Genomic DNA, 21,365 nt, shown 5'->3' with positions numbered 1-21,365 from the left:
TGGTAATCTTTCGACCCATTCACTATCTCGGTAACTCCATTCACTATGGCAGGAAATAAACCCTTCAACAAACCACAGACTGAACCCCGCGAACGAGATTATCAGGTCGCCGGGTTGAAAGTCCCGCCGCACTCGATTGAAGCGGAGCAGTCGGTGTTGGGTGGTTTAATGCTGGATAACGAACGCTGGGACGATGTCGCTGAGCGCGTGGTTTCAGAAGACTTTTATACTCGTCCGCATCGCCATATTTTTACCGAAATGGCGCGCCTGCAAGAATCGGGTAGCCCGATTGACCTGATCACGCTCGCGGAATCGCTGGAGCGTCAGGGGCAACTGGACAGCGTCGGCGGATTCGCCTATCTGGCGGAATTATCAAAAAATACGCCAAGTGCGGCGAACATCAGCGCATACGCCGATATTGTTCGCGAACGGGCGGTAGTACGCGAAATGATCTCGGTGGCCAATGAGATTGCCGAAGCGGGTTTCGATCCACAGGGCCGCACCAGTGAAGATCTGCTCGATCTGGCTGAGTCCAGAGTCTTCAAGATTGCCGAAAGCCGCGCCAATAAAGATGAAGGCCCCAAAAATATTGCCGACGTGCTGGATGCCACCGTCGCGCGTATTGAGCAACTATTTCAGCAGCCGCATGACGGCGTTACCGGGGTCAATACCGGCTATGACGATCTCAACAAAAAGACCGCCGGTCTTCAGCCGTCGGACCTGATAATCGTCGCCGCGCGTCCGTCGATGGGTAAGACGACCTTTGCAATGAACCTCGTTGAAAACGCAGCGATGTTGCAGGATAAACCGGTCTTAATCTTCAGTCTTGAGATGCCCTCGGAACAGATTATGATGCGTTCTCTGGCTTCGCTGTCGCGCGTTGACCAGACCCGAATTCGTACCGGTCAGCTGGATGACGAAGACTGGGCGCGGATTTCCGGCACCATGGGGATCCTGCTGGAAAAACGCAACATCTATATTGATGACTCCTCCGGCCTGACGCCAACGGAAGTGCGCTCCCGCGCGCGCCGTATTGCCCGTGAGCATGATGGTATCGGTCTTATCATGATCGACTACCTGCAATTGATGCGCGTGCCGTCGCTCTCCGATAACCGAACTCTGGAAATCGCCGAAATTTCCCGCTCTTTGAAGGCGCTGGCCAAAGAACTTCATGTCCCGGTGGTCGCACTGTCGCAGCTTAACCGCTCTCTGGAACAGCGTGCGGATAAGCGCCCAGTCAACTCGGACCTGCGTGAATCCGGCTCCATCGAGCAGGATGCTGACTTAATCATGTTTATCTATCGTGACGAGGTGTATCACGAGAACAGTGATTTAAAAGGCATCGCCGAAATTATTATTGGTAAACAGCGTAACGGCCCCATCGGGACGGTACGTTTGACGTTTAACGGTCAGTGGTCGCGCTTTGACAACTATGCCGGTCCACAATACGACGACGAGTAAATCTCCGTCATCCTTCATGCCGCAGATGCGTTGACTACGCCTGTCACCCCGGTCACTTAGTTTGCTAAGCTCCTGGGGATTCTCAGGCTTGTCGCCTTCCTGCAACACGAATGATTTAGGAGATTCTTTTATTAAGGAATTTAAATGCAAGCGGCAACTGTAGTCATTAACCGCCGCGCTCTGCGACACAACCTGCAACGTCTACGCGAACTGGCGCCTGCCAGCAAGCTGGTTGCGGTGGTGAAAGCGAACGCCTACGGACACGGTCTTCTTGAGACCGCGCGAACGCTCCCTGACGCCGATGCTTTTGGCGTCGCCCGTCTCGAAGAGGCCTTGCGCCTGCGCGCGGGCGGCATCGCCCAGCCGATTCTGCTGCTGGAGGGGTTTTTTGAGGCCGCCGACCTGCCGGTGATTTCTGCCCAGCGTCTGCAGACCGCGGTACATAGCCCGGAACAGCTGGCGGCGCTGGAAGAGGCTGATTTACCCGAACCCGTGACCGTGTGGATGAAGCTGGATACCGGGATGCATCGACTCGGCGTTCTGCCGGAACAGGCCGAGGCTTTTTATCAGCGCCTTAGCCAGTGCAAAAACGTCCGCCAGCCGGTCAACGTGGTCAGCCACTTTGCTCGTGCGGATGAGCCTGAGTGCGGTGCGACTGAACGTCAGCTGGATATCTTTACTTCTTTCACAGAGGGTAAACCGGGGCTGCGTTCCATCGCTGCTTCGGGCGGGATTTTGCTGTGGCCGCAGTCGCACTTCGACTGGGCGCGTCCGGGAATTATTCTCTACGGCGTATCGCCGCTGGAAAACCAGTCGACAGGTGCGGATTTTGGTTGCCAGCCAGTGATGTCGCTGACTTCGAGCCTGATAGCGGTCCGCGAGCATAAAACCGGTGAACCGGTTGGCTACGGCGGTACCTGGATAAGCGAGCGCGATACGCGTTTAGGTGTGGTGGCGATGGGCTACGGCGATGGTTATCCGCGCGCTGCGCCGTCCGGAACGCCGGTGCTGGTCAATGGCCGCGAGGTGCCGATTGTTGGACGCGTGGCGATGGATATGATTTGCGTCGATCTCGGGCCCGAATCGCAGGATAAATCGGGCGACCCGGTCGTGCTCTGGGGTGAAGGCTTGCCCGTCGAGCGTATTGCTGAGATCACAAAAGTAAGTGCTTACGAACTTATCACGCGCCTGACTTCAAGGGTGTCAATGAAGTACGTAGATTAATCCATACCTCGGTCGGGCTATGCTGAGGTCAGGTAGCCCGGACAAGGCGCGTCAAGCGCCGCCTCCGGGACGGTCACCTATTTGTTATTGCCCTGTTTTATCCACCAACATCCTCTCGATCTTCCTGCGCATCCGGTTTATTGTGTAATAACCTGCCTTATGTAAACCTGGAGAAACATCACGTGTTTCAGAAAGTTGACGCCTACGCTGGCGACCCCATTCTCTCCCTGATGGAGCGTTTCAAAGAAGATCCGCGGAGTGACAAAGTAAACCTCAGCATCGGTCTTTATTACAACGAAGATGGAATTATCCCGCAGCTACAGGCGGTTGCGGAGGCGGAAGCGCGCCTTAATGCTCAGCCGCACGGTGCTTCTGTGTATTTACCGATGGAAGGGCTGAATACCTACCGTCATGCGATTGCACCGCTGCTGTTCGGGGCTGATCATCCGGTACTGGCGCAGAATCGCGTCGCTTCCATTCAAACTCTGGGTGGTTCCGGTGCGCTGAGAGTGGGTGCTGATTTCCTGAAATACTACTTTGCTGACTCGCGTGTATGGGTGAGTGACCCGACGTGGGAAAACCACATCGCAATATTTGAAGGGGCTGGCTTCGAAGTAAGTACTTACCCTTGGTTTGATGATGAGACCAACGGCGTGCGTTTCGAGGCTTTCCTGGAGAAACTCAACACCCTGCCGGAGCGCGATATCGTGCTGCTGCATCCGTGCTGCCATAACCCAACGGGGGCCGATCTGAGCAATGCCCAGTGGGATGAGGTGGTTAAGGTGCTGAAAACACGCAATCTGATCCCCTTCCTGGATATCGCCTATCAGGGCTTCGGTGCTGGAATCGAAGAGGATGCCTACGCTATCCGCGCGATCGCCAGCGCCGGAATACCGATGCTCGTCAGCAACTCTTTCTCAAAAATCTTCTCCCTGTATGGTGAGCGCGTTGGCGGTTTGTCGGTGGTTTGCGAAGATGCGGAAACCGCGGGTCGCGTACTGGGACAATTAAAAGCGACCGTGCGTCGCAACTACTCCAGCCCACCGAATTTTGGTGCGCAGGTTGTGGCGGCAGTATTAAACGATACGGAGCTGAAAGCCTCATGGCTGGCGGAAGTTGAAGGGATGCGTACCCGTATTCTGGCTATGCGTCAGGAACTGGTTAACGTGCTCAAAGATACGGTGCCCGGAGGTAACTTTGATTACCTGCTTAAGCAGCGTGGAATGTTTAGCTACACCGGATTCAGCGCGGCTCAGGTTGATCGCCTACACGATGAATTTGGCGTCTACCTGATCGCCAGCGGCCGCATGTGCGTGGCCGGGCTGAATTCACGCAACGTCCAGCGCGTGGCGCAGGCATTTGCTGCCGTAATATAAGTTTTTACTGACCGCTTTTGCCCTTGCCAATATTTTGGCGAGGGTAATTCCCTTCCTGAAGTGTGATCATTCTCTTTTTATATGACATCTGAGTAGAAAAACCTTCCTATCCGCGCCAGTGGGGGTTAAGGTCTTGATGCATTAATAAGCACACACATTATTGAAAATAATAACGATTCGATTATTTAGGGAAAAATATGCGCAAGATCACCCTGGCCTTTGGGGCCGTCTGCTTACTGTTCACGCTAAATAGCTCCGTCGTTGCCCGTGCCTCCACTCCGCAGCCGCTGTGGACGGGTACTAATATGGCGAAACTCGCCGAACAGGCACCTATCCATTGGGTTTCCGTGGCTCAGATTGAAAATAGCCTGTTGGGACGCCAGCCGATGGCCGTCGGCTTTGATATTGATGATACGGTTCTGTTTTCCAGCCCTGGCTTCTGGCGCGGGCAGAAAACCTATTCTCCCGGCAGCGATGATTATCTAAAAAACCCGGAGTTCTGGGAAAAAATGAACAACGGCTGGGATGAATTCAGCATGCCAAAAGAAGTGGCGCGCCAGCTGATTGTTATGCACGTGAAGCGCGGCGATAGCATCTATTTTGTCACCGGCCGCAGCCAGACCAAAACAGAAACGGTATCAAAAACCTTGCAGGATGATTTCCTGATCCCGGCCACGAATATGAATCCGGTTATTTTTGCCGGCGACAAGCCGGGACAGAATACAAAGACGCAATGGTTGCAGGAGAAGGACATCAAAGTCTTCTACGGTGATTCAGATAATGATATTGCCGCTGCTCGCGACGTCGGTGCTCGTGGTATCCGCATCCTGCGGGCTTCAAACTCGTCCTATAAGCCACTGCCGATGGCGGGAGCTCAGGGCGAAGAGGTGATTGTGAATTCGGAATATTAAGCCGCCAGGCGAGTTAATCATTTATCGTAAAAACGGCAGCCCGCAAACTGCCGTTTTTTTGTGCAAAATAAAGCGTCAAAGGTTTTACCTTTTTGCTTATTGCTGCACACTTAGGAGGATTCACTGGTAAAAGGAGTCGTTCATGTGGCATCAGCAAACTCTGACCTTAGGGCCGAAATCTCGGGGCTTTCACCTGGTCACTGATGAAGTTCTGGGTCAAATTCGCGAGCTGTCGCGCGTTAAGACCGGCCTGCTGCATCTGCTGCTCCAACATACATCGGCTTCCCTGACGCTAAACGAAAACTGCGATCCGACCGTTCGCTACGACATGGAACAGCATTTTCTCAATGCTGTGCCGGACAACGCGCCGTATGAACACGATTATGAAGGTCCCGATGATATGCCCTCGCACATTAAGTCGTCGATGCTTGGCGTATCGCTGATGCTACCTGTTCAGGACGGGCGCGTTAGACTGGGGATCTGGCAGGGTATCTGGCTAGGGGAGCACCGTATTCACGGCGGATCGCGCCATATCATCGCGACGCTCACAGGGGAATAAAGATGACAATTTCGGAGTTATTGCGCTACTGCATGGCGAAATCGGGTGCGGAGCAAAGCGTGCATAGCGACTGGAAAGCCACGCAGATCAAAGTGGCAGACGTGTTGTTTGCGATGGTAAAAGAGGTGGAAGACAATCGGCCTGCAGTATCGTTAAAGGCCAGCCCGGAGCTTGCTCAGCTGTTGCGGGAGCAGCATCACGATGTTCGTCCCAGTAGACATTTGAATAAAGCCCACTGGAGTACGGTGTTCCTTGACGGCTCCCTGCCGGATTCACAGATTTACTACCTGGTCGATGCTTCTTACCAGCAGGCGCTTGATATGCTCCCTGAAAGTAAGCGCAAGTTGTTGTCATAAAAACTACAGGCCGCCTAATAGCGCCAGCAGCGTGATATCAAAGAGTCGAAGCAGCGATGCGTCTGCATCGCGATACGTTCGTTGTTAGCACGAATGGCGGCAATATCACGCTGCCCTTGCAGCAGAATCAGATAGTCCTGGGTCAACCAGCCCCGCGCCTTCTCCTGTAAGGCCTGAAGCGTTAGCGTTCCGGCGTCGCGGATGCCGCTATCATCATCGTTAATGATGTCTTTTATTAGCTGTAACCACTCCGCCGTATTGACTCCGGCGCCAGTGCGGTATCCTGGCTGGATACTTGCGCGTATAGCCGCTGGTAGTTTTGCTCCAGTACGAGCAGATTATCCTGCCGTAGCGTATCGCTATTGTTTAACGCCAGGCTGAATAGCTGACGAATCTGGCTATCCTCTTGCCTGAGCAGCGGCCGATCAACAGGCGTTACCGCGGCATCGGTGATGAAATGATGCCTCTTCCCGTGACGAGAAGAGGCAGATGAACTTACTTCAGCATTGGTTTGAGGAAGTGTGCAGTATATGAAGCTTCACACTCGGCGACGGTTTCAGGCGTTCCGGAAACGAGGATTTCACCGCCGCCGCTACCGCCTTCTGGACCGAGGTCGACAATCCAGTCAGCCGTTTTGATAACGTCCAGATTGTGTTCGATCACCACAATGGTATTGCCCTGGTCACGCAGCTGATGCAGAACTTCCAGCAGCTGCTGGATATCGGCAAAGTGCAGACCGGTAGTCGGTTCATCAAGGATATACAGCGTCTGCCCGGTACCGCGTTTGGACAGCTCACGGGCCAGCTTGACGCGCTGGGCCTCACCGCCGGAGAGCGTGGTCGCTGACTGACCAAGGCGAATATAGGTCAAACCGACATCCATCAGGGTCTGGAGCTTACGCGCCAGCGCCGGAACCGCATCAAAGAACTCACGCGCTTCTTCAATAGTCATATCCAGCACTTCATGAATCGTTTTGCCTTTGTACTTAATCTCCAGCGTTTCGCGGTTATAGCGCTTGCCTTTGCACTGGTCGCACGGCACGTAGATATCCGGCAAGAAGTGCATTTCGACTTTGATCACGCCATCGCCCTGGCAGGCTTCACAGCGCCCGCCGCGTACGTTAAAGCTGAAGCGGCCCGGCGTATAGCCACGTGAACGTGATTCAGGGACGCCAGCAAACAGTTCACGGACCGGCGTAAAGACGCCAGTGTAGGTTGCCGGGTTGGAACGCGGTGTCCGGCCAATGGGGCTCTGGTCGATGTCGATGACTTTATCGAAGTGCTCCAGCCCCTGAACGTCGCGGTACGGTGCGGGTTCCGCGATGGTTGCACCGTTAAGCTGGCGCTGTGCGATCGGGAACAGCGTATCGTTAATCAGCGTTGATTTACCCGAGCCGGATACACCGGTAATGCAGGTAAACAGGCCCACCGGCAGCGTCAGCGTCACGTCTTTCAGGTTGTTGCCACGCGCGCCGGTCAGCTTCAGCACTTTTTCCGGATTGGCGGGCACGCGCTGTGTCGGCACCTCAATTTTGCGTTTACCGCTCATAAACTGGCCGGTCAGCGATTCCGGCACCGCCATAATATCTTCCAGCTTACCTTCGGCCACGACCTGACCGCCATGTACGCCAGCACCTGGGCCGATATCGATAACGTGGTCAGCGGCGCGAATGGCGTCTTCATCGTGCTCGACAACGATAACGGTGTTGCCGAGATTACGCAGGTGGATCAGGGTGCCGAGCAGACGCTCATTATCGCGCTGGTGTAGGCCGATAGAGGGCTCATCCAGCACGTACATCACGCCGACCAAACCTGCGCCGATCTGGCTGGCGAGGCGGATACGCTGAGCCTCACCGCCGGAGAGAGTTTCCGCCGAACGGGAAAGCGTCAGGTAATTCAGGCCGACGTTAACGAGGAATTTAAGACGATCGCCAATCTCTTTCAGCACTTTCTCGGCGATTTGCGCGCGCTGACCGGATAGCTTCAGATTGTTGAAGAAGTCCATCGCGTGGCCGATGCTCATATCCGAGATGGTCGGCAGCGGCGTATTTTCCACGAATACGTGTCGTGCTTCGCGACGCAGACGCGTGCCGCCGCAGCTGGTGCAAGAGCGGTTGCTGATGAATTTCGCCAGCTCTTCGCGCACGGCGCTGGATTCGGTCTCTTTATAGCGGCGCTCCATATTATGTAAAACGCCTTCGAACGGATGACGGCGAACGGAAGTGTCGCCGCGATCGTTCATGTATTTGAATTCAATATTCTCTTTGCCTGAGCCGTATAGAACGACTTTCTGCACATTGGCGTTCAGCGTGCCCCACGGTGCTTCAACATCGAATTCATAATGTTCCGCCAGCGATTTCAGCATCTGGAAATAGTAAAAATTGCGCCGATCCCAACCACGAATCGCGCCACCCGCCAGCGATAGCTCCGGGTTCTGAATGACGCGCTCAGGGTCGAAATATTGCTGTACGCCCAGGCCGTCGCAGGTTGGACAAGCGCCTGCCGGATTGTTGAAGGAGAACAGGCGCGGTTCGAGCTCGCGCATGCTGTAGCCGCAAATCGGGCAGGCGAAGTTAGCGGAAAATAGCAGCTCTTCCGCTTTGGGATCGTCCATATTGGCGACGATGGCGCTCCCGCCGGAAAGCTCCAGCGCGGTTTCAAAGGACTCGGCCAGACGCGTGCTGAGATCTTCGCGCACCTTGAAGCGGTCGATTACCACTTCGATGGTGTGTTTCTTTTGCAGTTCAAGCTTCGGCGGATCGGAGAGATCGCAGACTTCGCCGTCGATCCTTGCGCGGATGTATCCTTGCCCGGCGAGGTTCTCCAGCGTTTTGTTATGCTCACCTTTGCGCTCTTTAATGATCGGCGCCAGCAGCATCAGACGCTGACCTTCCGGCTGCGAGAGCACGTTATCGACCATCTGGCTGACGGTTTGCGCCGCCAGCGGGACGTCGTGATCCGGGCAACGAGGTTCACCGACGCGAGCGTACAGCAGACGCAGGTAGTCGTGAATTTCGGTAATCGTACCTACCGTTGAGCGGGGGTTATGGGACGTTGATTTCTGTTCAATGGAAATCGCTGGCGACAGCCCTTCGATGTGGTCAACATCAGGTTTCTCCATCAGCGACAGGAACTGCCGTGCATAGGCGGAGAGCGACTCAACGTAACGACGCTGTCCTTCGGCATACAAGGTGTCGAAAGCCAGTGAGGATTTGCCTGAACCCGAAAGCCCGGTGACGACAATGAGTTTGTCGCGTGGGATGACGAGGTTGATATTTTTGAGATTGTGGGTGCGGGCGCCCCGAACTTCGATCTTATCCATTCACCTTTCCCGGTAGATACGCGGATTGCCTGATTTGCTTGAAGGACAAACGGCAGAAACGGCTAATTATGACACAATTTAACCTGTTTGAATATACAGTATTGGAATGCATTTTCCGATGGGCTGTGTAAAAATGTCAGGTCGCGCGTGATATCTGGAAGCTTCTTCGCAGCTATCAAAATACCACCTGGAAATGGTACACTCGCGCGTTTACACTATTTATTAATAAACGCATTCAGGAGAGACAAACATGGCCAGCAGAGGCGTAAACAAGGTGATTCTCGTCGGTAACCTGGGCCAGGACCCGGAAGTACGCTATATGCCTAGTGGTGGCGCAGTTGCCAACATTACGCTGGCTACTTCCGAATCCTGGCGTGACAAAGCGACCGGTGAGATGAAAGAGCAGACTGAATGGCACCGCGTGGTGCTGTTCGGTAAGTTGGCAGAAGTGGCTGGAGAATACCTGCGTAAGGGTTCCCAGGTCTATATCGAAGGCCAGCTGCGTACCCGTAAATGGACCGATCAATCCGGTCAGGAAAAATACACCACCGAGATCGTGGTTAACGTTGGCGGCACGATGCAAATGCTCGGCGGCCGTCAGCAGGGCGCAGGCGCTCCGGCAGGTGGCAACGCAGGCGGTCAGCAGCAGGGCGGTTGGGGTCAACCTCAGCAGCCGCAGGGGGGCAACCAGTTCAGCGGCGGCGCGCAGTCTCGTCCGCAGCAGCAGTCTCCGGCAGCACCTTCCAATGAACCGCCGATGGACTTTGACGACGATATCCCGTTCTAAGTGCGCCGTTTTGCTTTGTAAGTCAGACGTTGTGAAGTCATCTCTGAAAAAGCCCCATTTGGGGCTTTTTCTATTTTGAAAAGTAAATTGTCAGCCGGGTTTCTACGGTGTGGCCGGCGCGGTCTGCGCGTTTGTTGCCGGAGCAGTCTGATTTTTTGATTCCGTTGTCGCCTGCTGCTTACGCGCCATTTCATCGACGATCAACCGGTAAGCGATGTAGTACTTATAAATATTGCTCACATAGGTCACGGTCTCGGAACCAATCTTTTCGGCGGCCAGATACTCGACGTTGCCAAACCAAACGTTGGGGTCAAAGCCGCGCTTTTTGGTCTCGGTACGCAGTCGGGCGATGCGCGCGGGACCGGCGTTATAAGAAGCAAATGAGAACAGCGCCTTATCAAGCTGAGTCATCGGTTCATCCCCATAATAGTGGTCTATCATCCAGCGCATATATTTCACCCCGGCATGGATATTGGGATCGAGCTGCTTAATATCGCCGACCTTCAGCTCCCTACCGGTATTCGGCATCACCTGCATGACGCCAATTGCGCCAACGTGGCTCCGCACCGACTGATTAAGCCGCGACTCCTGATACCCCTGCGCCGCCATCAGCAGCCAGTCGACGTCATAGCGATCGCCGTATTTACGGAAAATTTCCACCATCGTGAGAAACTTACGTCGCTCTTTCTGCGCCGCCGCGTTTTTAACGTATTTAGCATCTTTCAGATAGCGCAGCAGGATCGTATTACCCAGCTTGCTGCCCTGGCTGTTTTCTTTGATGAAATGATTAAGTAACGCGAGGAGCTGAGGGCTGTTGCTGCGTACCGCCCAGCCAATATTGCCCTCGTTGCGCAGAATGATGTCCTGGTGAACCTGAATTTTTGGAAAAACCTGTTTCCAGAACATCGCCTTATGGCGATCGACCACGGTCAGCGGGATAAGTCCGGCGCTGAGCATCTCTATTAAATCTTCATCCTCCAGCGCTTCGGGGGCTGGTTTAATCATCACGGGCGGCAGGGACTCTTGCGCAAAGTGCGCATTGAGCGCAACCAGACTTGCGTAATAGCTCGACGATGTACGCACAAATACCGTTTTGCCGGAGAGTTGTTGCAGATTTTCCACTTTAGGAGAGCCAGGGCCAGAAAGCAGCAGTTCCTGAACGTGGGAATAGATAGGCGCGGTAAACGTCATTTGCTGTTGACGTTCCGGTGTGATGGTCAGGTTAGCGGCAATAACATCCCCTTTACCGGCGTTAAGCGCGCTGATGAGCTGGTCGCGGGCAACGGGAACAAAAATGATCCGCACTTTGAGATGGCGATGCTTAAGCTTCTTCTCTTTCGCTAATTTTTGATTCAGGCTGCGTTCAAACTCCATAAAGATATCGTGCGTGGCGCCGCGCTGGGTGCCTTTGTTGATAAAGAAAAAGGTTTTGCTGTAGGTGGTTAAAACCCGGATTGTTCGTCGGTCGAGCATACCCGGCAAATCGCCCTGCCATGGTTGCAACATATCCTCGACGTTAAGTTCAAGGGCCTCGCGTTCATCTGGCTCAGCGCGTTTATTTTCTGAGGCCGCGTTAACCGAACTGAAAAATAGCAGGGCGGCAAGGCAGGTCAGCCAGCCGATAAGGTATCGATATGACGACAGGGTGTTCATGGCGCGGTGCTCCGCAGGGGGATTGTTTTATTCTAGTCAATCCTGTGTAGTTAGCATGCATGGCAAGCATGTATGAGGGACTACAAATCTGGATGTTAATTATTTTATTAATTAACAAGATCAGTATTTATATTGCAATAATAAAACAGAACTTACTTAAATAATTGTGGAAATAATATGGATGAATTGTGTTTTTTTAATGTAGATACAATTCATTTGTTTAATTTGGTCATGGTATTAAATAGATTTAAAAATTTTCATCTATCTGTTTTTGCTGTTGTATTTTAATTTATTTGCATGATGAATAACTATCAACTTGATAATAAATCTCATTTCTAATAACGTGGTTCGGCACAATAATCCTATTGCGTGCTGATCGGCAAACACTATCAAAGAATAGCGTGGCGCGTTTATTTCTTCGTGTTGCCAGGGCAAAATTTTCTATTTTTGGCGTAAATTTTGAATCGATATCCCGGTATTGCATCGGGAGGGCTCTGCTTACGCCAAAACCAGAGACGTTGCCCTATGCATGGAAGTCACTGCCGTTGTTTATCTGACTGATGAAGAAGGCGTGCCCCGACAGCAATAAAAGAAAACAGGGCATATTCCATGAAACACACTTCGCACTACTCGCTGGCTGTGCTGATCCACATGGCTATCCTGGGGGTGGCGCTGCCAGCGCTGGCCGCCGAGGGCAACACTTCAGACGAAACAAAGAAATCCGATACGGCGATTGCCGCAGAAAATCACGATGAAACGATGGTCGTGACCGCGGCAACGCAGAACCTGCAAGCCCCCGGCGTATCCACTATTACCGCCGATGAAATCCGCAAGCATCCACCGGCTCGCGACGTTTCAGAACTGATTCGAACCCAACCGGGCGTCAACCTTACCGGCAACTCCACCAGCGGCCAGCGCGGTAATAACCGCCAGGTCGATATTCGCGGTATGGGACCGGAGAACACGCTGATTCTGGTAGACGGTAAACCGGTGACCAGCCGTAACTCCGTGCGCTATGGTTGGCGCGGAGACCGTGATACGCGCGGTGATACCAGTTGGGTTCCGGCAGAAATGATCGACCATATCGATGTCATTCGCGGCCCTGCGGCGGCCCGCTACGGTAATGGCGCAATGGGCGGGGTGGTTAATATTGTCACTAAACCGGCGACCAGCGAATGGCATGGTTCCTGGAATACCTATATGAACGCTCCTCAGCACCGTAAAGAGGGATCGACGAAGCGCACTAACTTTAGTCTTAACGGCCCGCTGTCGGATGAGGTTAGCTTTAATCTATGGGGCAACCTGAGCAAAACGCAGGCCGACGCCCAGGATATTAACTCCGGCCACGAAGCGGCACGAACCGGTACCTATGCGGGCTCTTATCCAGCGGGACGTGAAGGCGTAGAGAACAAAGATATCCACGGCAAACTGCGCTGGGAGTTTGCGCCGATGCAGGCGCTGGAGTTCGAAACCGGCTACAGCCGTCAGGGTAATCTGTACGCTGGCGACACGCAAAATACCAACACCAGCACGCTGGTGAAAAGTATGTACGGCAAAGAGACTAACCGCCTCTATCGCCAGACTTACGGGGTGACGTGGACCGGCGGCTGGGATAATGGCGTGACCAGCAATACTTATGCTCAGTATGAGCACACCCGTAACTCGCGCATGAACGAGGGGCTGGCGGGCGGAACGGAAGGGATCTTCTCGGGGAGCGAATTCTCCGATATCGACCTGGCGGATGTGCTATTGCACAGCGAGGTGAATATTCCGTTTACCTTCGGGTTTGAGCAAAACCTGACGCTGGGGACCGAGTGGAACCAGCAGCGGATGAAAGATGGCGTATCGACGACCCAGTCTCTCTCTTATGGCTCTATTGACGGCATCTCGGCAACCGGCCGTAGTCCGTATTCCAGCGCTGAGATTTTCTCGCTGTTTACCGAAGACAATATTGCACTGACCGATAGCACCATGCTGACGCCCGCTCTGCGTTTTGACCACCACAGCATCGTCGGCAATAACTGGAGTCCGTCGCTGAACCTCTCGCAGGGGCTGTCGGATGACTGGACTTTGAAGCTGGGGATTGCTCGCGCCTATAAAGCGCCGAACCTCTATCAGCTCAATCCGAACTATATTCTGTACAGCAACGGACAGGGTTGCTATGCCAGCAGCTCCGCCTGTTATTTGATGGGCAATAGCGACCTGAAGGCAGAAACCAGCGTCAATAAAGAGATTGGCCTGGAGTACAAGCATGACGGCTATCAGGCTGGGCTGACTTACTTCCGTAACGACTACCACAACAAGATAGAGTCCGGCTACTCGGCGGTCAGCACCGCCAGCAACGGCACCACCAATATTTATCAGTGGGAAAACGTACCGAAGGCGCTGGTCGAAGGGCTGGAGGGCTCGTTAAACCTGCCAGTGAGTGAAACGGTCAACTGGAGCAACAACCTGACGTGGATGTTGCAGAGTAAGAACAAAACCACCGGCGATCGTCTGTCGGTGATCCCGCAGTTTACGCTTAACTCAACCCTAAGCTGGCAGGTACGCGACGATCTCTCATTGCAGAGCACCTTCACCTGGTATGGTCGCCAGAAACCAAAGCGCTTCAACTATAAGGGGGAAGCGGTGTCCGGCAGCGAGCTGAACGAAGTCAGTCCGTACAGCATTGTCGGCCTTAGTGCGACCTGGGATGTGAACAAAAACCTGAGCCTGACCAGCGGAGTGGATAATCTGTTTGATATTCGCCACTATCGCGCCGGGAATGCGCAGACGACGGGGAACTCGACGACCGGTGCTTATCTGTATGGTGCAGGCGCGGAGACCTATAACGAGTCAGGACGGACGTTTTATGTCAGCGTGAATACGCACTTCTAATTATCCTTTAATCACCAGCCGGGATATTTAATTATTCCGGCTTTTTTATTTTTGAAAGATGTGTCGCTGATATAAATGATGACAAAATCTCCACGGCCTCTACACAATTAATTCAACTTAGCAGCTTACACTTGTCTCTGTTGATCGGGTCTGCTTGATCCCGGAAACGATTAACAGTGGCATCCTGCCATTTCCATTCTAAAGTCGTCCCTCTTCCCCCTCCCAATTCCCAACCGCAGCAATGCGGAGGAGGGGGAATCCCTTATTGGTGCGTATTCAGATTTTTACGATATTGGCTTGGAGTAACGGTATAATATCTTTTGAAAGTACGGTTAAAAGCGCTAATATCTTCGTAGCCGGCCATAATACAAATGTCGACGATGCGAAAAGCAGGTTTAACCTTTAATAAATCAAGGGATAAGTGCATCCGCTGCTGGCGAATATACTCCATTGGTGACATGTTAAAATAGTGGCGGAAAAGGCGAAACAGATGCCACTCCGAGTAACCAGAAAACAGGCTCAGCGCATTCATCGTGAGCTTTTTCTCAAGGTTGTTTTTTATCCATTTCACCAGCTCGTTAAGCACCGAACGCTGAATTTCATTTCGCGGCATGATATCTACCCATTGCATCGCTATGGAATCGTGGCTGCATAATTTATTCAATATCTCTTCATTTTATCTACGGAATTATACGTTAATTTCTCCCTGTTCCTGGTCTATCCCAGAGAGCATCATTCCTAACAAGATCTTTTCCCCCTTTCAACCAATGAGAAAGGGGGCTTTTTGTTTTTTTTAATTAAAAAAACAAAATGATTAAATGGTTTTGCTAGTGTCAGTAAACGCTTATATGACTAACGGCCAGGAAGAAAGTTCAACCCAAAAACAATTTTTTCAACATTGTCTAACATCCATTTTTTCTCCATTTTCTCGTCATAATTGCGTGCAATTCTGCGCCTCGTTCAGGTTATTTCAGGTTGCGTCATATTCTGTCCGCCGGAAAGAACACTGTTATTCCCAGCAGATATCTGCTATTGCCAAATATCTTTTAGACGACACCTCCATGCTAAAAAAAACGAGTATCATCGCCGGGCTATTGATTTCTCCTTTAACGCTTTATGCATCAACCTCATATACCGTTGATGATATTCGTTTTGAGGGGTTGCAGCGCGTTACCGTCGGCGCTGCGTTGTTAAGCATGCCCGTTCATACGGGGGAAGAGGTCTCCAGTGAGGATATCAGCGACTCGGTTCGTGCCTTGTACGCCAGCGGTAATTTTGAAAATGTGCAGATTCTGCGGGATGGCAGCACGCTGGTGGTGCAGGTGAAAGAGCGACCAACCATCGCCAAAATCAGCTTTTCTGGCAATAAGTCCGTAAAGGATGATGCCCTGAAAGAGAACCTGGCCGCCACTGGTATCGAAGAAGGCAGCGCGCTGGATCGCAACACGCTTACGGAAATCGAAAAAGGATTACAGGATTTCTATTACAGCGTCGGGAAATACAGCGCCCAGGTTCATGCTGTTGTCACACCGCTGCCGCGTAATCGCGTTGATTTAACCTTTGTTTTTCAGGAAGGTGTCTCGGCAAAAATCGCGCAAATTAATATCATTGGCAACCAGGCTTTTAGTGAAGAAACATTGCTGGACCAGCTACAGTTGCGCGATAGCGTTCCGTGGTGGAACGTCATTGGCGATAAAAAATATCAAAAGCAAAAGATGGCGGCGGATCTTGAAACTATTCGCAGCTATTATCTCGATCGCGGCTATGCGCGGTTTGCGATTAACTCTAGCCAGGTCAGTATTACACCAGATAAGAAGTCACTGTATATCACTATTAATGTTGCCGAAGGCGAACGTTATAAAGTCGCCAGCACGATGCTGACCGGTGATATGGCACAGCATAACCAGGAAGTTGAGGCACTGGTAAAGCCGTTAACGGATAAATGGTATAGCGGCGCGGAAATTACGGCGGTAGAAAACAGTATTAAGACGCTGTTGGGAAAATATGGCTATGCCTGGCCGCAGGTTAACACCGCGCCGGATATTGATGATGCGAAAAAAAGCGTGGTTTTGCATATCAACGTTAATGCCGGGCGCCGTTACTCGGTACGTCAGATCCGTTTTGAAGGCAATGATACGTCCCGCGATAGGGTGCTGCGCCGCGAAATGCGTCAAATGGAAGGCGCGTGGCTGAATGATGAAAAAGTCGAACAGGGAAAAACGCGGCTGGATCGCACCGGTTTTTTTGAAACTGTCGATAAGCAAATCATCCCGGTAAGCGGTAGCCAGGATCAGGTGGACGTGGTCTATAAGGTGAAGGAACGCAATACCGGCTCTTTCAACGTTGGTCTGGGCTTCGGTACGGACAGCGGCGTCAGCTACCAGCTTGGCGTCACCCAGGATAACTGGCTGGGCACCGGCAATAGCGTTAGCTTCAACGGTACGCGCAATAGTTACCAGTCCTATCTTGAACTGGGGGCAACGAACCCTTACTTCACCGTGGATGGCGTCAGCCTTGGCGGGAAAATCTTCTATAATAGCTACGACGCCTCCGATGCCGATACCGGCAGCTACAACCAGCAGAGCTACGGCGTTGGCAGTACGCTAGGATTCCCGATTAGTGAGAATAACTCCCTCAATCTGGGCCTGGATTATGTCCATAACCATCTGACGAATATGGATCCTGAGCTGACGACATGGAACTACCTTAACTCGCGGGGTATCTACCCGAACGTTGTCACCAAGGATGGTGATAGTGGCGCGACCTATAGCGCTAACGACTATTTTGCCAGCATCGGCTGGAGCTATAACGATCTTGATCGCGGCTTCTTCCCACGCGCGGGGAATAAAAGCAGCCTGACCGCGAAGGTCACGGTGCCCGGTTCAGATAACAGCTATTATAAAGTTACTTTTGATACCACCCAATATTTGCCGCTAAACGAGAACAAAAGCTGGGTGTGGATGGAGCACCTGCGCGCGGGATATGCCGATGGGTTGAACGGCAAATCGGTACCATTTTACGATAATTTCTACGCCGGTGGCTCATCGTCGGTTCGTGGATTTTCGTCGAATACGATTGGCCCAAAAGCGGCTTATTATCGTTGTAATGGTTCTGAAAGTAGCTACAGCACCTGCCCGCTGGACTCCTCGTCCGATGCGGTTGGCGGTAACGCGATGGCGGTGCTAAACAGCGAGTTTATTGTGCCGACACCGTTTGTGAATGACAAATACGCTGACAGCCTGCGGACGTCGCTATTCCTTGATGCCGGTACAGTATGGAGCACCTCATGGCAAAATACCGGCCAGACGCTGGCGGCGGGGATCCCGGACTATGGCGATCCGTCGCATATTCGTATGTCCGCCGGGATTGCGGTGCAATGGATGTCGCCGTTAGGCCCGCTGGTCTTCTCATGGGCCGAGCCGTTTAAAAAATACGATGGCGATAAAGCCGAGCAGTTTCAGTTTAATATCGGCAAAACCTGGTAATGCCTCAGGTTATTATCCAGAGAATATTACAGGCTATCGTTGTTGGTAGCCTGTAATTTATTGTCAATATATTGTTATTTATGTATATTCTTTGCCTGTGCGGCTTTGTGGTATTATAGTTAACTATTAATTATTAGAGCTCAATATTCATTGTACGTCTTAGTGAGTATAATTTATGTTGAGTATTGTCTAATGTCACATTATTAATCGACGACCTTGCGGTTGGCTATAATGGATGCTATCAATAGAGAGTCATTTATCAGCAATACATGCATGGATAGAAGCAAGGATAGAAAATGAAATGGACTATTCATAATACTCTTGTCTGCCCGCATTCCGGCGTGGCTTTTTCCTCAATCTCCAGCCTGCGTTTTTTAAAGTTTATTCTTTGGTATGAAGCCGATATTTTATTACTGCCGGGAGAGTCGATGAAACTCTACTCCTCCAGCGTTTTAATTAACGAGCAATATCATGCGGTAAAGGTTTATAACATTACGCGATACGATGAGGGACAATGGGAAAAGCTGCGGGAGCGGCCATCCTGTCCGTACCATTCCACCGCCACGACGGCAGAAGCCTGTTCTTACCAGGAACACTGTGCGATAAAGCGCTGCCCGAACGACTTTCCTCGTGGGGCAATATGGCAGTCGTCAGGACAGCGCTGTGCGTAATGCAGGCTATGCGGGCAGCAGAGCGGAAAGCCGGGCCTGTACATCGACGCATCCGGCCAGCACCAGGTTACCGCGCAGTAAGCCATCGTTGGCTAAAAAGTCATTGCTGGCACCGCCCGCTTCGACGATCAGCAGCATTCCCGCCAGGGCATCCCAGCTATTCATATGCTCTTCGTAATAGGCGTGTACCTGGCCGGTGGCAACGTGGGCCAGCATTAACGCCCCGGCGCCAAAGCGTCGATACTCCATTCCCGCGTTGAGGACACGAGCGATAGCGTGGGTATAGTTTTCCGCGGGCGCGCGGCTGGAACGCCCCATCCCAATCACCACCGTTTCCGGATCCGGTTCGCGTAACGTCAGGCGCTGATCGTTAAGAAAGGCACCTTTACCACGGCGGGCAAAGAAAAATTCATTTCGGTCAGGGGCGTAAATAATCCCCAGCTCAAGCGTATTGTGCAGAACGTAAGCCAGAGAAATACACCAGTAGTCCATCCCCTGAATGTAGTTAGTGGTTCCGTCGATAGGGTCGAGCACCCAGGTTCCTTGCCCACCGCTTTCCAGGCCGCTCTCTTCGCCGAGAAAACCATCCTGCGGGCAGTGGATCTTCAGCCAGTTCTTGATCTCTTTTTCCACGAACAGATCGGCCTGCGAGACAAAATCCTGACGCGCTTTTTTATCTATCTGTAGCCCCGTATCGCGCAGCGCTTGTGCCTGCGCACCCAACTGGCGAATCAATTCGCATAATGACTGCTGCTGTTCTTCCGTCATAGCCTGCTCTTATCGGTTGATGGCGACGTGCGCCGATGAATTAACTGCACCCCCACCCACGTGGTGCGCGAAGGTTGTAAAGGGTCGCTGGCCCGCTCCAGCAGGCGCGCTAAGGCCTGGCGGGAAATCTCCGCGACGTCCTGGTGCAAGGTGCTGAGCTGATAACTGTATTGCGCCGTTTGCGGCGTATTGTCAAAGCCAATGATCTGAAAATCGTCGGGAGCCTGCTTGCCGCGTAGGCGCATGCCGTCAAGGAAACCGCAGGCCAGTTGGGCATTGGCGCAGAAAATACCCTGTAGCCTGTCGTCGGCGTTGGCGGCGGCCTGGAAACCGCCTTCGTAGCCCTCAACCGGTGCGAAAAGGGCGTGCAGGTCACGTTGAGTATCCACGCCGAGCGCCAGGAGTGCTTGAGAAAACGCCGCGCCGCGCGTTTGCCCCGCCCAGGTTGAGTGATGATGGTTGAGCCAACCGAATCGATAACAACCAGCGCGAACCAACTGCTCGGCGGCAAGGGTCGCTCCGGCGACATTATCCGAGCAAACATAATCGACGCAGGGGATATTGGGCTGGCGATTGATGCCTACCACCGGAATTTGCTGCTGAACGCACTCGTTAACCAGCGATTCCGGCGGCTGCCCGGAGGTGACGATAACGCCGGAAACGCGAAATTGGGCGAAGCGCCGCAGGGTTTGCGCCAGATCCTGTTCGCTACGGATTTCACTCACCAGCGCCTGAAAACCGCGGCGCTGGATCTCGCTGAGCAGCGCGTCAAGCAGGCTGCTGCGAAACGGATCGCTGATGCGCGAAACGATCACGCCGATCAGATGGCTGCGCCGTCGGTTTAACCCCTGGGCGAGGAAATTGACCTGGTATCCCAACTCTTCGGCTGCGCGCAGTACGCGTTCTCTGGTATCGGGAGAGATGCTGCCATTATTGCTCAGGGCGCGGGATACTACGGCCCGTGAGACCCCCGCACGCTGGGCGACATCCTGCGCGGTAATACTCTGTTTACGCGGTGATGAAGTCATATCGGGCGTTCCGAATGATGGAGCTCATACTGCAGGCCGTCGTGGCTAACGAACAAACCTTCCCACGGCAGACAGGCGGATTTCAGCGCGGGCAATATCGCGTCGTAGCAGTGATAGAGCCCCATCGTACGCAAATTGAGCTGCTGGAATAGCGCGAGGCATGAAGGGAAATCGCCGTGCGAGGCGTCATCGGCTAGCGCGGTCAGCGAGGCGCACTCCTGAAATACCAAATCGGCCCCTGCCATCAGCGCAATGGAATCCGGCGTCGGGCGACCATCGCCGCTGTAGAACAGGGTTTGCCCGCCGAAGGTGATACGAATGGCGCGGTTGGTCAGCTCATGTTGCGTTTGTGCGGTCTGAATATGCCAGTTATGCCACGTCCAGGCCTCTGTGCTGTCACGCCAGTCGATGGCAAAACACAACGTTGTTTGCGGCCAATTTGCCAGCGCTGCCAACTGCATCAGGACCGGGCGCTGCTGCGGCTGGCTGTAGATAATCAGCGGCTTCTGGCGCGAGAAGCTCTTCCAGTAGTTGAGCAGCGCCGTCAGGCCGGTACAGTGGTCCGGGTGAACGTGGGTGAAATAGATAACGTCAATCTCGTTGATATCGCCGCCGCGCCGCCACAGCGCCCGGGGGATTGTGGGGCCGCAATCAATCAGCCACTGTCGGTTTTGGGCGTCGATAACCCGTAGTGCAGAGGTATTTTGTTCGCTGGAGAAAGCGCTACCGCAGCCAAGAACATCTATTTTCATTTTCCCTCGCCGAAATTTTAGGTCTGTTAGAGTTTGTTGCCAGTAGGCGTAATTGTTGCAGGACGTTTGGATTAGGACAGCGCGGAAGAACCGGAGCGTACTTGTAGTACGTGAGGATTCTGAGCACTGCCCTAAC

Annotated in this window: 17 protein-coding genes; 10 read left to right on the top strand and 7 right to left on the bottom strand. The window is 52.9% G+C overall.

The features are described 5' to 3' along the window. Nucleotides 1-45: 45 nt before the first annotated feature. The 6 genes from dnaB to DA718_RS27450 all read left to right on the top strand — a co-directional run bounded on the left by dnaB (nucleotide 46) and on the right by DA718_RS27450 (nucleotide 5,887). Nucleotides 46-1,461, top strand: a complete 1,416-nt coding sequence (gene dnaB, locus DA718_RS27475) for a replicative DNA helicase (protein ID WP_112215890.1) — start codon at nucleotides 46-48, stop codon at nucleotides 1,459-1,461. A 144-nt stretch (nucleotides 1,462-1,605) separates the two neighbouring features. Next, on the top strand, nucleotides 1,606-2,685 hold the full coding sequence (gene alr, locus DA718_RS27470; protein WP_112215889.1) for an alanine racemase: 1,080 nt from the start codon (nucleotides 1,606-1,608) through the stop codon (nucleotides 2,683-2,685). Nucleotides 2,686-2,867: 182 nt separating this feature from the next. Continuing rightward, a complete protein-coding gene (gene tyrB, locus DA718_RS27465; RefSeq protein WP_112215888.1) occupies nucleotides 2,868-4,061 on the top strand; it encodes an aromatic amino acid transaminase in 1,194 nt (397 codons plus the stop codon). A 197-nt stretch (nucleotides 4,062-4,258) separates the two neighbouring features. Then, nucleotides 4,259-4,972, top strand: coding sequence for an acid phosphatase AphA (gene aphA, locus DA718_RS27460; RefSeq protein ID WP_110274580.1), 714 nt, complete (start codon nucleotides 4,259-4,261; stop codon nucleotides 4,970-4,972). Nucleotides 4,973-5,114: 142 nt separating this feature from the next. Further along, nucleotides 5,115-5,531: a secondary thiamine-phosphate synthase enzyme YjbQ gene (locus DA718_RS27455; protein WP_110274579.1), complete on the top strand. Its 417-nt coding sequence runs from the start codon at nucleotides 5,115-5,117 to the stop codon at nucleotides 5,529-5,531. Nucleotides 5,532-5,533: 2 nt separating this feature from the next. Continuing rightward, nucleotides 5,534-5,887, top strand: coding sequence for an MmcQ/YjbR family DNA-binding protein (locus DA718_RS27450; RefSeq protein ID WP_112215887.1), 354 nt, complete (start codon nucleotides 5,534-5,536; stop codon nucleotides 5,885-5,887). A gap of 14 nt (nucleotides 5,888-5,901) precedes the next feature. Here DA718_RS27450 and DA718_RS30895 read toward each other — a convergent pair whose 3' ends face one another. Both DA718_RS30895 and uvrA read right to left on the bottom strand, forming a co-directional pair. Beyond that, nucleotides 5,902-6,033 (bottom strand): hypothetical protein, encoded by a 132-nt coding sequence (locus DA718_RS30895; protein ID WP_260611022.1) that lies wholly within the window; start codon nucleotides 6,031-6,033, stop codon nucleotides 5,902-5,904. Nucleotides 6,034-6,382: 349 nt separating this feature from the next. Next, a complete protein-coding gene (gene uvrA / locus DA718_RS27435; protein WP_112215886.1) occupies nucleotides 6,383-9,208 on the bottom strand; it encodes an excinuclease ABC subunit UvrA in 2,826 nt (941 codons plus the stop codon). A gap of 250 nt (nucleotides 9,209-9,458) precedes the next feature. Here uvrA and ssb1 point away from each other — a divergent pair, with 250 nt between their 5' ends. Further along, entirely contained in the window at nucleotides 9,459-9,995 is a 537-nt protein-coding gene (gene ssb1 / locus DA718_RS27425) for a single-stranded DNA-binding protein SSB1 (protein WP_112215885.1), read from the top strand. A gap of 102 nt (nucleotides 9,996-10,097) precedes the next feature. Here the strand turns inward: ssb1 and DA718_RS27420 are convergent, their stop codons facing one another. Then, on the bottom strand, nucleotides 10,098-11,648 hold the full coding sequence (locus tag DA718_RS27420) for an MltF family protein (RefSeq protein WP_112215884.1): 1,551 nt from the start codon (nucleotides 11,646-11,648) through the stop codon (nucleotides 10,098-10,100). Between the two features lie 609 nt (nucleotides 11,649-12,257). Here DA718_RS27420 and DA718_RS27410 point away from each other — a divergent pair. Next, on the top strand, nucleotides 12,258-14,525 hold the full coding sequence (locus tag DA718_RS27410; protein WP_112215883.1) for a TonB-dependent siderophore receptor: 2,268 nt from the start codon (nucleotides 12,258-12,260) through the stop codon (nucleotides 14,523-14,525). A gap of 262 nt (nucleotides 14,526-14,787) precedes the next feature. On the opposite strand, the gene DA718_RS27405 is transcribed toward DA718_RS27410, so the two are convergent. After that, the gene (locus DA718_RS27405; RefSeq protein WP_112215882.1) at nucleotides 14,788-15,138 is read right to left on the bottom strand and encodes a helix-turn-helix transcriptional regulator; all 351 of its coding nucleotides are present in this window, start codon (nucleotides 15,136-15,138) and stop codon (nucleotides 14,788-14,790) included. A 448-nt stretch (nucleotides 15,139-15,586) separates the two neighbouring features. On the opposite strand from DA718_RS27405, the gene bamA reads away from it, so the two are divergent. Beyond that, the gene (bamA, locus tag DA718_RS27400; RefSeq protein WP_112215881.1) at nucleotides 15,587-18,010 is read left to right on the top strand and encodes an outer membrane protein assembly factor BamA; all 2,424 of its coding nucleotides are present in this window, start codon (nucleotides 15,587-15,589) and stop codon (nucleotides 18,008-18,010) included. A gap of 296 nt (nucleotides 18,011-18,306) precedes the next feature. Beyond that, a complete protein-coding gene (gene iraM, locus DA718_RS27395; RefSeq protein WP_112215880.1) occupies nucleotides 18,307-18,681 on the top strand; it encodes an anti-adapter protein IraM in 375 nt (124 codons plus the stop codon). 6 nt (nucleotides 18,682-18,687) lie between these two features. Here the strand turns inward: iraM and DA718_RS27390 are convergent, their stop codons facing one another. The 3 genes from DA718_RS27390 to DA718_RS27380 are packed head-to-tail and all read right to left on the bottom strand — an operon-like array spanning nucleotide 18,688 to nucleotide 21,229. Beyond that, complete coding sequence (locus DA718_RS27390; protein ID WP_112215879.1) at nucleotides 18,688-19,449, bottom strand: inositol monophosphatase family protein; 762 nt, start codon at nucleotides 19,447-19,449, stop codon at nucleotides 18,688-18,690. Next, nucleotides 19,446-20,477, bottom strand: coding sequence for a LacI family DNA-binding transcriptional regulator (locus DA718_RS27385; protein ID WP_112215878.1), 1,032 nt, complete (start codon nucleotides 20,475-20,477; stop codon nucleotides 19,446-19,448). The genes DA718_RS27390 and DA718_RS27385 overlap by 4 nt, the downstream gene beginning before the upstream one ends. Further along, nucleotides 20,474-21,229: an MBL fold metallo-hydrolase gene (locus tag DA718_RS27380; protein WP_112215877.1), complete on the bottom strand. Its 756-nt coding sequence runs from the start codon at nucleotides 21,227-21,229 to the stop codon at nucleotides 20,474-20,476. The genes DA718_RS27385 and DA718_RS27380 overlap by 4 nt, the downstream gene beginning before the upstream one ends. Nucleotides 21,230-21,365 lie beyond the last annotated feature (136 nt).

Source organism: Klebsiella huaxiensis (genome assembly GCF_003261575.2).
Lineage (GTDB): Bacteria > Pseudomonadota > Gammaproteobacteria > Enterobacterales > Enterobacteriaceae > Klebsiella > Klebsiella huaxiensis.
Note: the sequence above shows the minus strand (reverse complement) of the source record. Positions and strands in the feature narration are given on the sequence as shown.

Bases quoted from the DNA above. Each gene is read 5' to 3' on its own strand.
- dnaB (WP_112215890.1), top strand. From the start codon at position 46: ATGGCAGGAAATAAACCCTTCAACAAACCACAGACTGAACCCCGCGAA.
- alr (WP_112215889.1), top strand. From the start codon at position 1,606: ATGCAAGCGGCAACTGTAGTCATTAACCGCCGCGCTCTGCGACACAAC.
- aphA (WP_110274580.1), top strand. From the start codon at position 4,259: ATGCGCAAGATCACCCTGGCCTTTGGGGCCGTCTGCTTACTGTTCACG.
- DA718_RS27455 (WP_110274579.1), top strand. From the start codon at position 5,115: ATGTGGCATCAGCAAACTCTGACCTTAGGGCCGAAATCTCGGGGCTTT.
- DA718_RS27450 (WP_112215887.1), top strand. From the start codon at position 5,534: ATGACAATTTCGGAGTTATTGCGCTACTGCATGGCGAAATCGGGTGCG.
- uvrA (WP_112215886.1), bottom strand. From the start codon at position 9,208: ATGGATAAGATCGAAGTTCGGGGCGCCCGCACCCACAATCTCAAAAAT.
- ssb1 (WP_112215885.1), top strand. From the start codon at position 9,459: ATGGCCAGCAGAGGCGTAAACAAGGTGATTCTCGTCGGTAACCTGGGC.
- DA718_RS27420 (WP_112215884.1), bottom strand. From the start codon at position 11,648: ATGAACACCCTGTCGTCATATCGATACCTTATCGGCTGGCTGACCTGC.
- DA718_RS27410 (WP_112215883.1), top strand. From the start codon at position 12,258: ATGAAACACACTTCGCACTACTCGCTGGCTGTGCTGATCCACATGGCT.
- DA718_RS27405 (WP_112215882.1), bottom strand. From the start codon at position 15,138: ATGCCGCGAAATGAAATTCAGCGTTCGGTGCTTAACGAGCTGGTGAAA.
- bamA (WP_112215881.1), top strand. From the start codon at position 15,587: ATGCTAAAAAAAACGAGTATCATCGCCGGGCTATTGATTTCTCCTTTA.
- iraM (WP_112215880.1), top strand. From the start codon at position 18,307: ATGAAATGGACTATTCATAATACTCTTGTCTGCCCGCATTCCGGCGTG.
- DA718_RS27390 (WP_112215879.1), bottom strand. From the start codon at position 19,449: ATGACGGAAGAACAGCAGCAGTCATTATGCGAATTGATTCGCCAGTTG.
- DA718_RS27385 (WP_112215878.1), bottom strand. From the start codon at position 20,477: ATGACTTCATCACCGCGTAAACAGAGTATTACCGCGCAGGATGTCGCC.
- DA718_RS27380 (WP_112215877.1), bottom strand. From the start codon at position 21,229: ATGAAAATAGATGTTCTTGGCTGCGGTAGCGCTTTCTCCAGCGAACAA.